The following is a 14,459-nucleotide window of genomic DNA, read 5'->3' on the forward strand; positions in this document are numbered from 1 at the left end:
TTGTGAATGTGTGAAAATTAAGCTTTCACCTTTTTAATAGCAGAAAAAGCTTTATCTACAAATTCTTCTTCAACTAAGATTGTGAATTCGTTTGTTGTTGAAATAACCTCGTAAAGTACGATGCCTTCCCAAGCCAATCGTTTAAAAAACTGATAGTATAAACCTGCTATTTTTGAGTTGTCTTGTGGTAAATTGACACTGATTGCCGATAGTCCGTCTTGAGTAGCTAGAAACGTCTCGTTTTTGAGGCATTCACGAGTAAAATCGTCTAAAACACTAGAAATAATAATGTTACTTTCGTGAATACCTCTTGTAAATGTGTAAAATAGTTTTGTTTCTTGATTTATTCTTTCTAAAATCTTAGCATGATTATCAATGATGGTGTCTGAATTTTTTATGGTAAAATCACTTAAATTAGAACGAACCGTTATGTCTCCTAAATTCTGAATAACTTTTTTCATTTTTATAGAATTCCCTAAAGTCACTGGGGGATTATAGCGTCTTAAAGCCATCATAATAGCTCCGGGTTTCACCTCTTTTTTTAGCATTTTACTAATAGGTTCTGTCAATTCTATAGCTAGAGCACTAAAGTTTATTATGTTTCTAGATAGCGCTTCTTCTAAATAAGGTTGTGTTATTAAAATGTCTTCAACACAATTCGATACCGTTTTCATTTAGTAAATATTTATTGTTATGTAATAATTATACGTGTCAATTAATTTATGGTTTAAACATAAAAAAAGAAACTTAATGTTAATTATTTAACAGTTTGTGCAAAAATATACTTTTTTTTTAATAAATATCTTTATTGCTTAAAGTAGTTATAGTTTAGCGCTCAAATTAATGAAAATGAAGGTATTGAAATTTGGGGGCACATCAGTTGGTTCCATTGAAAATATATGTAACGTTAAAAATATTATTAACGACGGTAAGAAAAAGGTAGTTGTACTATCGGCTATGTCTGGTACAACAAATCATTTAGTAGCTATTTCAAAAAATATTGAAGATAAGCTCCCTAATGAAGCTATAGACAAGATTAAAGGTTTGCATGAAACTTATTTTAAGACAATTGATGGTCTTATAATAAATGATGATTTAAATAAAAATGTAAAAGAATATGTTTCTAGTGTTTTCAATTTTTTAGTTGAATGTACTTATAAATCTTTTTCAACAGTTTTAGAAAACAATATTCTTGCACAAGGAGAGTTGCTTTCTACTTATATGTTTAATGCGTATTTAAAGCAGGAAGGTATTCGTTCGGCATTATTACCAGCTTTAAGTTTTATGCGTATTGATGAAGCAAATGAGCCAAACATTGAGTATATAAAACAACATTTTGCAACAGTTTTAAATGATGCAGAAGATTCTGAAATATATATTACACAAGGATTTATTTGTTTAGATGCTAATGATGAAGTTTCGAATTTGCAACGCGGTGGAAGTGATTATACAGCAACAATTATAGGTGCTGTTATTAAGGCTGAAGAAGTGCAAATTTGGACAGATATTGATGGGATGCATAATAATGATCCTAGATATGTTGAAAATACAAAGCCAATTTCTAACCTATCATTTGATGAGGCTGCCGAATTAGCCTATTTTGGTGCTAAAATATTGCACCCACAAACAGTGACGCCAGTTAGAAAAGATTGTATACCAGTGCGTTTAAAGAATACTATGGATCCTGAAGCTTATGGGACTTTAATTTCAAGTAAAACTTCTGAAAACGGTATTAAAGCCATCGCTGCAAAAGATAATATTACTGCCATAAAAATTAAGTCTGGTAGAATGTTACAGGCTCATGGTTTTTTAAGAAAAGTATTTGAAATTTTTGAAGTTTATGAAACGTCTATTGATATGATTACGACATCGGAAGTTGCTGTGTCGTTAACTATTGATGATGACAAAAACTTAGATAAAATAGTAGCTGAGTTAGAAACGTTTTCGTCAGTAGAAGTAGATAAAAACCAAAGTATTGTTTGTCTTGTAGGGCATTCAGTGGTTATTCATGAAAACACCTATAAGTTATTTCAAATATTACAGGATATTAAAATTAGAATGATATCTTATGGAGGAAGTAACAATAATATTTCCTTATTAATAAACTCAAAAGATAAAATTAATACGCTGCAAAAACTAAACGATTATTTATTTGAATTAGTCACTCTATAAAATACATTTTTAGTATTGCTAGCGAGAGGGTTGTATTTTAAATACAACCCTCTTTTCTTTTTTAAGAATTCATTAAATCTTCAATTTCTTCAATTTCAATAGGTATGTTTTTCATAAGGTTTAATGGTTCTCCAGAATTTTGAATAACAACATCGTCTTCTAAGCGAATACCAAAACCTTCTTCTGGAATATAAATACCAGGTTCAACAGTAAATACCATATTGGCTTGCATAGGTTCAGTTAAAATACCGTAATCATGCGTGTCTAATCCCATGTGGTGGGATGTTCCATGCATAAAATATTTTTTGTAAGCAGGCCAATCAGGGTTTTCATTTTGAACATCTGCTTTGTCAAGTAGTCTTAAGCCTAAAAGTTCAGAAGTCATTAGTTTTCCAACTTCAGTATGATATTTTGCCCAATCAGTTCCTGGAATAAGCATTTTTGTTGCTTCAATTTTAACACGGTTTACAGCGTTGTAAACATTTTTTTGCCTTTCGTTATAACGACCAGAAACAGGAATTGTTCTCGTCATGTCACTAGAATAGTTGGCGTATTCAGCAGCAACATCTAAAAGTAATAAGTCGCCAGATTTACATTGTTTATTGTTTTCTAAGTAATGTAATACGTTGGCATTATTTCCAGATGCAATAATAGGGCTGTAAGCAAACCCTTTTGAGCGATTTCTTAAAAACTCATGCATAAACTCTGCTTCAATTTCATATTCCCAAACGTCAGGCTTTAAAAAATTTAGTACACGACGAAATCCTTTTTCAGTAATATTACAGGCGTGTTGTATTAAGTCTATTTCAATTTGATTTTTAACAGAGCGTAGTCTTTGTAAAATTGGAGCGCTTTTAGCAACGGCGTGTGCAGGATATTTTTCTTTTAACCATTTAGTGTAACGGTCTTCTCTAGTTTCTGTTTCAACTGAAGCTCTATAATGCTCATTGGTATTTAAGTAAACGGTATCGCATTGTGTCATTAATTCAAACATGACTTTTTCCATGTCTTGTAGCCAATAAACAGTTTTAATGCCACTGGTAGAAAAAGCAGCTTCTTTAGTTAATTTTTCACCTTCCCAAATGGCGATGTGTTCGTTAGTTTCTTTTAAGAATAAGATTTCACGATGTTTTTCGTTAGGGCAGTCTGGAAATAAAACTAAAATACTCTCTTCTTGATCTACACCACTTAGATAAAAAATATCTCTGTGTTGCTGAAAAGGCAATGTGCTATCTGCACTTATGGGGTATATATCATTAGAATTAAAAACAGCCAAACTATTTGGTTGCATTTTAGAGATAAAGTTTTTTCTGTTTTGTATAAAAAGGGAGTTGTTTATCTGTAAGTATTTCATAATTGCTTGTAAATATTAAATATGCATTAACTAAAAAACAAAGCTAAATAAATATTATATTAATAATTGTTATATTTGGTAATATTACAATTAAATAAAATGATTGTTTTTTAATTATTATGAAAAGAAATATTACGCAAATTTTAATAATTGCTTTATGTTTTATCTTTCTAGCTAGTTCTAATCTAAATGCTCAAAAGTTATTAAGAAAAGTATCTTTAAAGCAACAGATTGAGAATTCTAGCTTAGTAGTAGAAGGAGAGGTTATATCTAAAAATTCATTTTGGGACAAAACTAAAGAAAAGATATTTACATCTAATATTGTTAAAGTATATAAAGTTTTTAAAGGACAACCAGAGGAAACAATAGAAATAATTACTCGAGGAGGTACTATTGGAATGCAAAATCAATTAATTGTGCCTAGCTTAAAGTTAAATAAAGGAGATTTAGGTGTTTTTACATTAAATGATAATAATACTATATATAGTGATAAAGTTTCAAATAAAAAGAATTTTACAGTATATAGTTCTTTGCAAGGATTTTATAAATATAGACTGCATGATAATAAAATAATACATCCTTTTAAGTCGGGAAAAGGCACTTCAAGTTCTTTATATAATGATATTATACTGCTAACAAAAAAAGAATACATAGAGTATGTTGAATTGCCAAAAATTACGAGTCTTAAAACAACTTCAAAAACAAGTAAAACATTAGTCCCTAATGCTATTAGTTTTTCTCCAACAACTATAACTGCTGGAACAAAATCAATAATAACAATTTCTATACCTCCTGGTTCAACAGGAGATTTTGGTGTAAATAAAGGGAAGGTAAGTTTTAGTAGTGGAGATGATGGAGGTGATACTTTTATAGACGCCTTAGATACACAAGTAACTTGGTCTTCCACATCTATTACTGTTCAAGTGCCATCTGGAGCTGGTACTGGAAAAATTATAGTAACTGATGATTCTTTAAATAGTATAACATCTATTGAAGATTTAACGATTCCTTATTCAGAAATTAATGGAGAATTTGAATTACCTGCTGATTCTGGAATTATTTATGCTTACCAAACAAGGCATGTTAATAATGATGGAAGTGGAGGTTATATTTTTAATATGCAAACAAGTTTTAATGCAAATACATCTGCAAAATCAGCTTTTTTAAGTGCATTGGATACTTGGCGATGTGAAACTGGTATAAATTTTACAATTGGCAATACTGTTTCTAGTGATTCAAATGGTGTAAATATTATAAGGTTTGATGTTGGATCGGAGTTACCTGTTGGAACTTTAGGTCAAACAAGCTATTCTTTTTCTGGTTGCGGGAGTAGTCTTGAAGATTTTGAGGCATATACAACTGAAATAGATATTGCTTTTGATGATGGAGAAGATTGGTACTATGGTATAGGAACACAGGGATTTAAAATTGATTTTGAGAGTGTAGCTCTTCATGAATTAGGACATGCGCATCAGTTAGCTCATGTAATAGATAATTCCCCTTTTAGTAATAATGGAAATGATGTTATGCATTATGCTATTGGTTTAAATGAGCAACAAAGAGTATTGTCGTTAAATAATATTGCTGCAGCAAATGATGTTCAAAGTAGAAGTGAGTCAAACCTTCCTTCTTTTTCATGCTTCTCATCAAAATCTCCAATGGTAGAATATTCATGTAACTTAAGTGTTGAAGATCAAGAATTAATTAATTCAATTGGTGTATATCCAAATCCAAGTTTTGGGCGTTTTTATATTAAAAATGAATCTTTTATTAACTTACAAAAAGTAGTTATTTATGACGTAAGTGGACGATTAATATCTAATATTAATATTTCCGATACATCTAGAATAAAAGAAATTAATTTAACAGGTATTACGAAAGGAATGTATTTTGTAAACATACATTCAGAGAACGCTATGATTACTAAAAAAATTATTTTTGAATAATAAGAGTTAACAAAACACTTAGTTAAAACCATTCTAAATAACAAAAACATGACAATTGTTTGTTGTCTATAAAAGCTCCCTGACCTACATTTGCATAACATAAAATAACTAATAAAATATGAGCGGATTTATTAAATCTTCAATTGGAAGAAAGATAGCCATGGCACTTTCGGCTCTCTTCCTTATTTTCTTTTTAATTATTCATTTAGCGGTTAATATAACATCGCTTTTTAGTGAAGACCTTTTTAATGAGTTATCCCATTTTATGGGAACCAATCCATTAGTGCAATTTGCTTTACAGCCTGTTTTAATTTTTGGTGTTGTATTTCATTTTGTTTTAGGTTTTGTTTTAGAAATTAAAAACAAAAAAGCGCAAGGAGTTGCTTATGCTAGAAATAATGGTGCAGCAAATTCTACTTGGATGAGTAGAAATATGATTTATAGTGGTCTTGCTATTTTGGCATTTATCTTATTACACTTTATTGATTTTTGGTTGCCAGAAGTAAATCATAAGTATATAGAGTTTTTACCAGAAGATCCAACAAGATATTTTGGCGAGTTACAACACAAGTTTGTTCCTATCTGGAGAGTAGCAGCATATGTAGTTGCATTTGTGTTTTTAGGCTTACACTTAGCACATGGTTTTACATCGGCATTCCAATCTATGGGAGTTACGGCATCAAGAAAGAAAACATTACAAAATATTGGTAAAATGTATTCAATTATAATTCCTTTAGGATTTATAATTATTGCACTTTTTCATCACTTTAACCATTAATCTTAGTATAGTATGGCTTTAGATTCAAGAGTACCAAAAGGTCCAATTAAAGATAAATGGACAACTTATAAAGATAAAATCAATCTTGTTAATCCTGCAAACAAACGTCATATTGATGTTATTGTTGTTGGAACAGGATTAGCTGGAGGTTCAGCTGCTGCAACATTAGCAGAGTTAGGATATAATGTAAAAGCATTTGCTTATCAAGATTCACCACGTAGAGCGCATTCTATTGCAGCTCAAGGTGGAATTAACGCAGCGAAAAACTATCAAGGTGATGGTGATTCAACATACAGATTATTTTATGATACCGTAAAAGGAGGCGATTACCGTTCTCGTGAAGCTAACGTTTATCGTTTAGCTGAGGTGTCTGCAAATATTATCGATCAATGTGTAGCACAAGGAGTTCCTTTTGCTCGTGATTATGGAGGGCTTTTAGATAACCGTTCATTTGGTGGTGTATTAGTATCTAGAACGTTTTATGCTAAAGGTCAAACAGGACAACAATTATTATTAGGAGCATATTCAGCAATGAATAGACAAATTGCTCGTGGTAAAATTGAAATGTTTAACCGTCATGAAATGCTAGATGTTGTAAAAGTTGATGGTAAAGCAAGAGGTATTATAGCTCGTAATTTAATTACAGGGGAGATAGAAAGACATTCTGCTCATGCTGTAGTAATTGCTTCAGGAGGATACGGAAATGTATATTTCTTATCAACCAATGCTATGGGATCTAATGCAACAGCTGCTTGGAAAATTCATAAAAAAGGGGCTTATTTCGCTAACCCATGTTATACGCAAATTCACCCAACATGTATTCCACGTTCAGGGGATTACCAATCTAAATTAACTTTAATGTCTGAATCGTTACGTAATGACGGACGTATTTGGGTTCCTAAGAATATAGAAGATGTAAAGGCGATAAGAGAAGGAAGTAAAAAACCAACCGACTTATCTGAAGATGAAAGAGATTATTATTTAGAGCGTCGTTATCCTGCATTTGGTAACTTAGTACCACGTGATGTTGCATCAAGAGCTGCTAAAGAACGTTGTGATGCTGGTTACGGTGTAAATGCAACAGGAGAAGCGGTGTATTTAGATTTTGCAGCTGCTATTGAACGTTACGGGAAAGAGCAAGCAAAAATTCATAATATTAAAAATGCATCAGCAGAAAAAATATACGAATTAGGTCAAGCCATAGTAGAGGCTAAATATGGAAACCTATTCCAAATGTATGAGAAAATTGTAGATCAAAATCCATACAAAACTCCTATGATGATTTATCCAGCAGTTCACTATACAATGGGTGGTGTTTGGGTTGATTATAACTTAATGACAACCATTCCTGGATGTTATTGTATTGGAGAAGCTAATTTCTCTGATCACGGTGCAAACAGACTAGGAGCTTCTGCATTAATGCAAGGTTTAGCCGATGGTTATTTTGTATTACCTTATACAATTGGCGATTATTTAGCTGATGATATTAGAACAGGAAAAATTCCAACTGATACTCCAGAATTTGATGAAGTTGAAAAAGAAGTAAAAGATAGAATTGATTTCTTCGTAAATAATAAAGGAACAAAATCTGTTGATTATTTCCACAAAAAACTTGGAAAAGTAATGTGGGATAAAGTAGGAATGGCACGTAATGCTAAGGGATTAACCGAAGCAATGGCAGAAATTAAAGCTATTCGTGAAGAATTCTGGAAAGAAGTTAAAGTACCTGGAAGTGCTAATGAAATGAATACCGAGCTTGAAAAAGCTGGACGTGTTGCCGATTTCTTAGAGTTAGGAGAGTTATTTGCAAAAGATGCTTTAACAAGAGAAGAATCTTGTGGAGGACATTTTAGAGAAGAATCTGCAGAGGAAGATGGCCCGCAAAAAGGAGAAGCAAAACGTAATGATAAAGATTTCGCTTTTGTATCTGCTTGGGAATATAAAGGAGAACCAGCTGATGCGGTTTTACATAAAGAAGAATTAGAATTTAAAGATATCGAATTAAAACAACGTTCATACAAATAATAAAGACACTATGAATTTAACACTTAAAATTTGGAGACAAAAAGACGCTTCTTCTAAGGGGCAAATGGTCGATTATAAAGTCACTGATATTTCAGAGCATATGTCTTTTTTAGAAATGATGGATGTTCTAAATGAACAATTAGTAAATACTGGAGAAGAGCCTGTTGCTTTCGATCATGATTGTCGTGAAGGTATTTGCGGAATGTGTTCTATGTATATTAACGGTGAAGCACATGGGCCTGATAGAGGTGTAACTACTTGTCAGTTACACATGCGTATGTTTAAAGATGGAGATACTATTACTATAGAACCATTTAGAGCCGCAGCTTTTCCTGTAATAAAAGATTTAATTGTTGATAGAATGGCTTTTGAGCGTATTCAACAAGCCGGAGGTTACATTTCTGTAAATACATCAGGTAATACACAAGACGCAAATTCACTACCTATTTCTAAGCATGCTGCCGATGAAGCTATGGATGCTGCAACTTGTATTGGTTGTGGTGCTTGTGTTGCTACTTGTAAAAACTCTTCTGCAATGTTATTTGTAGGCGCTAAAGTTTCTCAGTACGCATTATTACCTCAAGGACAAGTCGAGGCTGCAGATCGTGTTAAAAACATGGTAGCTCAAATGGATTTAGAAGGTTTTGGAAACTGTACTAATACAGGAGCTTGTGAAGTGGAATGTCCTAAAGGAATTTCATTAGATAATATTGCTAGAATGAATAGAGAATTAATGAAAGCGAACTTATAAAAACGCTATTAATTTTATAAAATTAAAATCCCATACATTTTGTATGGGATTTTTTGTTTAGCTTTAGTATCTAAAATATTTTAATGTATATAAAAGGAATATGTCTTTTTCTATTACTCTCTTTTTTTGAGATTAGCGGACAAACATTAACTCAAGAAAAAACTGTTTCTTTTAATGAAGCAGCTCTACTTCAGAATTTAAAAACATTGTCTTCAGATTTATATGAAGGTAGACGCACCAGTACTCAAGGAGCAGTAAGAGCTAAGAAGTTTATTATTAATGAATTTTCTAAGTTAGATGTTTTACCTATAAATAAATCTTACGAGCAACATTTTTCATTTATAAACCATAGAAAACAATATAACGGAACAAATGTTTTAGGACTTATTAAAGGAACGACATTAGTTAATGAATACATTGTTATTAGTGCGCACTACGATCATGAAGGTATAAAAAACGGAGAAATATTTAATGGCGCAGATGATAATGCTTCTGGTATAAGCGCATTATTTGCCTTTGCTGAATATTTTAAAAAGTATCCACCAAAACATTCGGTAATTTTAGCAGCTTTTGATGGTGAGGAGTTAGATTTACAAGGCTCTAAATATTTTGTAAATCATACAGTGGTGCCGTTAAAACAAATTAAGGCAAATCTTAATTTAGATATGATTAGCCGTAGCGATAAAAATGAATTATTTGCTGTTGGAGCTTCAATAAATAAACTATTTAAACATGTTATTGAAAATGTGAAGCAATCAGAAAAGATAAAAATTATTTTAGGGCACGATGGATATGATGGTTTAGAGAATTGGGTGTATGCTTCAGATCATGCTAATTTTTATAAAAAAGGGATTCCTTTCTTATATTTTGGGGTTGAAGACCATAAAGATTATCATGAACCAACAGACGATTATGAAAATATTCATCCTAAATTTTATATAGAAGCTGTTAAAGGTATTATTTCAATTTTTGAAAAAATAGATACTTCTAAAATTTAAAAATAAGCTTTTAACTGAACAGAACCAGTATGAATGGTTTGGCTAGTTTCGGTTTTTCTTCCGTAATAGGTTAAGTTAAGATCAAGAAAATTGGTTAGTTTTTTTTGTGCTAACAAACTCCACGTAAAGTTTTTTCCAGGTTGTAGTCCTTCTAGCATTTGGTATGATACAGGCGTATTTGCATTACCAGTAAATGTGTTAGAGAAAAAATTAAATTCACCATTTATGGCACCTTTTTCTTTGTTAGCAAATGAAAAGGAAGCGCCATACTTTTGTTGTTTTAAAGATTCTAAACTACCAATGGTATTGTCTTTTGAAGCATATTGATAAAAGATATCAAAACGAGAATTGTCGTTAAATAAATAGGATAATTTTGGGTTAAAACGGCTTTCTTCAAAATTATAATTTTTGCTAGCAAAATTTTCGCTAATACTTTCGTTTGTATCAAAAGCTGTAAGAAGATTAACTAGCCAACTTTCAGCTAGTTTATGGTTAAAATTTAATTGCTGACTTTTTAAACTATTCTCAATAAAGCCAATAGATAGTATATTTCTAGAAGTGTTAGATAAATAGGTGTAAGACGTTGTGTAATTTTGTTTTCCACGATTAAAAAACAAGACATTTCTAAAGTTTAATTGTAATCCTAATTGGTTTTCTAAATTGGTTTCAAACGGATTTAAATTAAAACTATTATTGTTTCGTTTTAACTTTCTATCTATTAAATAGGAGGTTTGATTATAAAAATACGACCAAAATTTTTGCATTTTTTTATCGCTTACAGACCATTGCGTCGGATTGATAGTAAGTGTTTGACTTAATCTGTTTTGATGCGTTTTTATAAAAATTCGATTTGGTAATAACACACGAATATATTTGCCTTGGTCTTGAAATTGAGCGATTTCAAATTCTTCTAGTTCTTGAATACTATTTTCGTTATAGTCTATCCAAGTGTATGTGCCTTGTCCAGCTTCAACTTCTACATAAGTAAAATCTTGTTGTGGCAATGTACCCGAATTGGTTTCAAAAATAGTATTCCACTGTATAATTTGTTTAAATAGTTTTTGATTGTATTGTAATCTAGAATTTATAGAACGCTCGTCACTTGTACTGAGCGAAGTCGAAGTATCAATTATTTCGTCTTCATTATCTAGTGTTCTGTAATTAAAGTAAAGCGACAAATTAGTATTCTTATTTTGTACTAATTTAGAGTTTAAATAAAAAGTATTAGAGGTGTTTACTTTTTGTAATTCGTTATCTCTGATACTATCATTTATTCTGTTTTTATAACCAATCTCTGCAAAAACTTTGGTGCTATCTCCAACTCCGAAAAAGAGTTCGTACGATTTAAATTTCTGACTTAAAGCCGTTAATTCTTGAGTTGAAATGTTTTTTTGCTCGTTGTCTTCAATAGCTAGTTTAGTCCCTATCCAACTTTTTTTCAAGCCATAAGTAATCGTATTATACGATCGTAAAAACGTTGAGGTATTGGTGTTAGAATTGGCATTTAAGAAACTTGAATATGAAATAATACTTAGTTTGTTTAAAAGTAAATTAGCATTTGCAATATGCCTATTTCCTGAAAAACCATCAGAATAATTTAAATGTTCAAATTGATAATTAATAGTTCCTTTTTTAGGGTGAAACATTCGAATTCCAGAGTTTAAAAGCGTTTGATTTCCTAAATCAGTTCCTATTCCGTTTATATTCGATCGATCTAAATTCCAATCACGATTAAATTCAGGGCTATATAAACCTTCAATGTTTCTATAGTTAGTACTAATATAATCGCTATCAAAAAAAGCATTAATACTCCAAAGGCTGTCGTTTTTAATAATACGTTGTTCAAAATTTAATTTTCCAGCAAATCCATCGTTGTCATCATCATTTAAATTAGAAAATGAATTCAAATCATTCTTACTAGCCGAAGCTTCAAAATTAATTTGTGTTTTTTCTGTTGGCTTATAGCTACCATTAACAACGGCAATTTGAAGTTTTGTAGGGGCAACAAGCTGAATAATTGGGGCATAGTTCCCTTGTAAAACACCTACGTATTCATAAATATTATTAATAGCATTAATGTTACTTAAATTATAATCGCCTTGATTTGTACCTACCTGTGTAAAAGTAACTCGGTACAATTCATCATCTGCATTATTAGAAAAAACAAAGGCTTCAACACCATTAATAAGTTCTTTTTTATATAGAATTCTATTTTCATTTAAAGCTTCTTTAATTTCAGAAGATGCTACCATTTGTGTTTTATCATCGCCTGCATTTGCTAAAATTTGAACCTGTTCTTCAGATAGGTTTTGTTGAAGTGGTTGGTTTTTAGAATCGTTTTCAGAATAAACAGAAATACCTATTTTTAATTTTTCACTTTCAAAATTTCCACCACCATAAGCCACTAATCGAGAATAATTACGTTCACTAAATTGATAATCGACAGTTATTCGCATTTCAGAAGTTATGGGGTAGGTGGAGTTAAAAATAATTTCTCCAGCATTATAATCAATAATATAATCTTGGTCTTCACCTCGTTTAACAGGGATGCCATTTACATAAACGGTTTCGCTACCCGATACAATAAGCACAAACAATTCGCCATTTTGCCCTTGTAATTTATAAGGGCCTTGATTGCCTTCTTGTGCCGTAAACTGGCTGGTTGTAAATTGTCCTCGTACTAGAGCACCTGCGGCGAACAAATTTGTTTTTTTATTGTCTTCACCTAGATTCAAATTTACCGATAGTCCTTGTACACGTTTAGAAAATGAAGCAAAATAAGAGTTGTTGTTTTGTAAATCAATATCGCCTGCACGAATATTCCAATTATCGCTAAATAGCTCAATAAAAACTTGATCAAATTCATCTAAACGTTGCGAGTATCCACTTTCTTGTAAGGGTATGTTGGCATCTTGAATAGAGGCACGAAGCGATACGTTATCATTTAGTTTTCCTGTAATTTGAAGATCTAGTTCGCTATTTAAAACAGAGTTTTGATTGTTTCCTATAGTTACACCACGAGAAATACTTCCAGAGGTTGTTAAACCATCAAAAGGAATCGTGTTTTTAGTATTATTGGGTTGCGATAATTTATACAGTTTTTGAAGATTACTTGTGTTTTCTACAATAATACTTTCATCTAACTGTTTATAGGTTTTTGTTAAAAAATCTGGAAACTTTAGGTAGTTTATAATAATAGAATCGGTATCTATAGGTTTTTTGAAAGTTAAAAGTGCTTTTCCAAAATCAACATGATATAATGTTGAATCTATATTAGTTTCATCATTTCTTTTAATTGAAAATGAACTTGAATTAATACTAACACTATCAATATAAATAGAATCTTTTACAGCAACTTTTATCGTTCTATAATTGGAAGATTGATTTTGCGAAAAAACGCTAAAACCAATAAGTAAACCAATAAAAGTTAGTGTATACTTCATGAGGTACTTAAACTGTAAATAGTTTAAAATATTTTGTTAAAAGGCAATCAAAATAATAGTGTAAAAGTAAAGCATTATTTATTTTAGCTAAAATTAGATTTGTTTTTAATATAAAACAAATCTATCCTGATGGAGGTCAGGATCTTTTCAAGCCTTAAGTTAAAATTCACTAAACTTTCTTAAGAAGGTTTTAATAAAATAATATAGATTCATGAAAATAATATCCTATAACGTAAACGGAATAAGAGCAGCATTAAAAAAAGACTTTATAGGTTGGTTAAAAAGTGCCAATCCAGATGTTATTTGTTTACAAGAAATTAAGGCATTAAAAGAGCAATTAGACTTAGATGTTTTTATTGAAGCTGGTTATAAATACAACTATTGGTTTAGTGCTCAAAAAAAAGGATATAGTGGTGTTGCTATTTTAAGTAAAATAGAACCTAATCATGTAGAGTATGGCACAGGAATTGAGTCAATGGACTTCGAAGGAAGAAATATTCGTGCAGATTTTGATGGTGTTTCGGTAATGAGCATGTATTTACCATCTGGAACTAATGATGCACGTTTACAACATAAGTTTGAGTATATGGATATGATTCATAATTATTTAAATGAATTACGAGCAGAAATACCAAATTTGGTAGTTTGTGGCGATTATAATATTTGTCATGAAGCAATAGATATTCATAACCCAAAAATGAAAGGCGTTTCAGGGTTTTTACCAGAAGAACGCGAATGGTTAGGGAAATTTATTGATAGCGGGTTTATAGATTCCTTTAGGTATTTAAATCAAGAAAAACAGCAATATAGTTGGTGGAGTTACCGTGCAAATGCTAGAGCAAACAATAAAGGTTGGCGATTAGATTATGCTATGGTATCAAAACCTTTACAAGAAAACATAAAAAGAGCCGTTATACTATCGGAAGCGGTACATAGCGACCATTGTCCCATTTTAGTAGAAATAGAAAATTAAATAACCCAAATAGAATTTA

General features: G+C 31.1%; 10 protein-coding genes. 7 read left to right on the forward strand and 3 right to left on the reverse strand.

Features of this window, described 5'->3' with window-relative positions; all coding sequences use genetic code 11:
* Positions 1 to 17: 17 nt before the first annotated feature.
* The gene (locus ACH5TX_RS14385) at positions 18 to 674 is read right to left on the reverse strand and encodes a hypothetical protein (RefSeq protein WP_439340193.1); all 657 of its coding nucleotides are present in this window, start codon (positions 672 to 674) and stop codon (positions 18 to 20) included.
* A gap of 175 nt (positions 675 to 849) precedes the next feature.
* Between ACH5TX_RS14385 and ACH5TX_RS14390 the strand changes: the two genes are divergently transcribed.
* Positions 850 to 2,172 (forward strand): aspartate kinase, encoded by a 1,323-nt coding sequence (locus ACH5TX_RS14390; protein ID WP_439340194.1) that lies wholly within the window; start codon positions 850 to 852, stop codon positions 2,170 to 2,172.
* A gap of 61 nt (positions 2,173 to 2,233) precedes the next feature.
* Here ACH5TX_RS14390 and ACH5TX_RS14395 read toward each other — a convergent pair whose 3' ends face one another.
* Positions 2,234 to 3,526, reverse strand: a complete 1,293-nt coding sequence (locus ACH5TX_RS14395) for an aminopeptidase P N-terminal domain-containing protein (RefSeq protein ID WP_439340195.1) — start codon at positions 3,524 to 3,526, stop codon at positions 2,234 to 2,236.
* 119 nt (positions 3,527 to 3,645) lie between these two features.
* On the opposite strand from ACH5TX_RS14395, the gene ACH5TX_RS14400 reads away from it, so the two are divergent.
* From ACH5TX_RS14400 to ACH5TX_RS14420, 5 genes are all read left to right on the forward strand, one after another.
* Positions 3,646 to 5,472: a T9SS type A sorting domain-containing protein gene (locus ACH5TX_RS14400; protein ID WP_439340196.1), complete on the forward strand. Its 1,827-nt coding sequence runs from the start codon at positions 3,646 to 3,648 to the stop codon at positions 5,470 to 5,472.
* A gap of 118 nt (positions 5,473 to 5,590) precedes the next feature.
* Positions 5,591 to 6,250, forward strand: a complete 660-nt coding sequence (locus tag ACH5TX_RS14405; protein ID WP_439340197.1) for a succinate dehydrogenase cytochrome b subunit — start codon at positions 5,591 to 5,593, stop codon at positions 6,248 to 6,250.
* Positions 6,251 to 6,262: 12 nt separating this feature from the next.
* Complete coding sequence (locus ACH5TX_RS14410) at positions 6,263 to 8,275, forward strand: fumarate reductase/succinate dehydrogenase flavoprotein subunit (protein ID WP_439336563.1); 2,013 nt, start codon at positions 6,263 to 6,265, stop codon at positions 8,273 to 8,275.
* 10 nt (positions 8,276 to 8,285) lie between these two features.
* Positions 8,286 to 9,026, forward strand: a complete 741-nt coding sequence (locus tag ACH5TX_RS14415; protein WP_439336564.1) for a succinate dehydrogenase/fumarate reductase iron-sulfur subunit — start codon at positions 8,286 to 8,288, stop codon at positions 9,024 to 9,026.
* Positions 9,027 to 9,109: 83 nt separating this feature from the next.
* Positions 9,110 to 10,024: a M28 family peptidase gene (locus ACH5TX_RS14420; RefSeq protein WP_439340198.1), complete on the forward strand. Its 915-nt coding sequence runs from the start codon at positions 9,110 to 9,112 to the stop codon at positions 10,022 to 10,024.
* Here the strand turns inward: ACH5TX_RS14420 and ACH5TX_RS14425 are convergent.
* The gene (locus ACH5TX_RS14425; protein ID WP_439340199.1) at positions 10,021 to 13,467 is read right to left on the reverse strand and encodes a DUF8818 domain-containing protein; all 3,447 of its coding nucleotides are present in this window, start codon (positions 13,465 to 13,467) and stop codon (positions 10,021 to 10,023) included. The two genes, ACH5TX_RS14420 and ACH5TX_RS14425, sit on opposite strands and share 4 nt — an antisense overlap.
* 211 nt (positions 13,468 to 13,678) lie before the next feature.
* Between ACH5TX_RS14425 and ACH5TX_RS14430 the strand changes: the two genes are divergently transcribed.
* On the forward strand, positions 13,679 to 14,440 hold the full coding sequence (locus ACH5TX_RS14430; RefSeq protein WP_439340200.1) for an exodeoxyribonuclease III: 762 nt from the start codon (positions 13,679 to 13,681) through the stop codon (positions 14,438 to 14,440).
* Positions 14,441 to 14,459 lie beyond the last annotated feature (19 nt).

Source organism: Thalassobellus citreus (genome assembly GCF_044385915.1).
Classification (GTDB): domain Bacteria; phylum Bacteroidota; class Bacteroidia; order Flavobacteriales; family Flavobacteriaceae; genus Thalassobellus; species Thalassobellus citreus.

Coding starts and splice junctions, on each gene's coding strand:
- ACH5TX_RS14385 (WP_439340193.1), bottom strand. CDS start 674: ATGAAAACGGTATCGAATTGTGTTGAAGACATTTTAATAACACAACCT.
- ACH5TX_RS14390 (WP_439340194.1), top strand. CDS start 850: ATGAAGGTATTGAAATTTGGGGGCACATCAGTTGGTTCCATTGAAAAT.
- ACH5TX_RS14395 (WP_439340195.1), bottom strand. CDS start 3,526: ATGAAATACTTACAGATAAACAACTCCCTTTTTATACAAAACAGAAAA.
- ACH5TX_RS14400 (WP_439340196.1), top strand. CDS start 3,646: ATGAAAAGAAATATTACGCAAATTTTAATAATTGCTTTATGTTTTATC.
- ACH5TX_RS14405 (WP_439340197.1), top strand. CDS start 5,591: ATGAGCGGATTTATTAAATCTTCAATTGGAAGAAAGATAGCCATGGCA.
- ACH5TX_RS14410 (WP_439336563.1), top strand. CDS start 6,263: ATGGCTTTAGATTCAAGAGTACCAAAAGGTCCAATTAAAGATAAATGG.
- ACH5TX_RS14415 (WP_439336564.1), top strand. CDS start 8,286: ATGAATTTAACACTTAAAATTTGGAGACAAAAAGACGCTTCTTCTAAG.
- ACH5TX_RS14420 (WP_439340198.1), top strand. CDS start 9,110: ATGTATATAAAAGGAATATGTCTTTTTCTATTACTCTCTTTTTTTGAG.
- ACH5TX_RS14425 (WP_439340199.1), bottom strand. CDS start 13,467: ATGAAGTATACACTAACTTTTATTGGTTTACTTATTGGTTTTAGCGTT.
- ACH5TX_RS14430 (WP_439340200.1), top strand. CDS start 13,679: ATGAAAATAATATCCTATAACGTAAACGGAATAAGAGCAGCATTAAAA.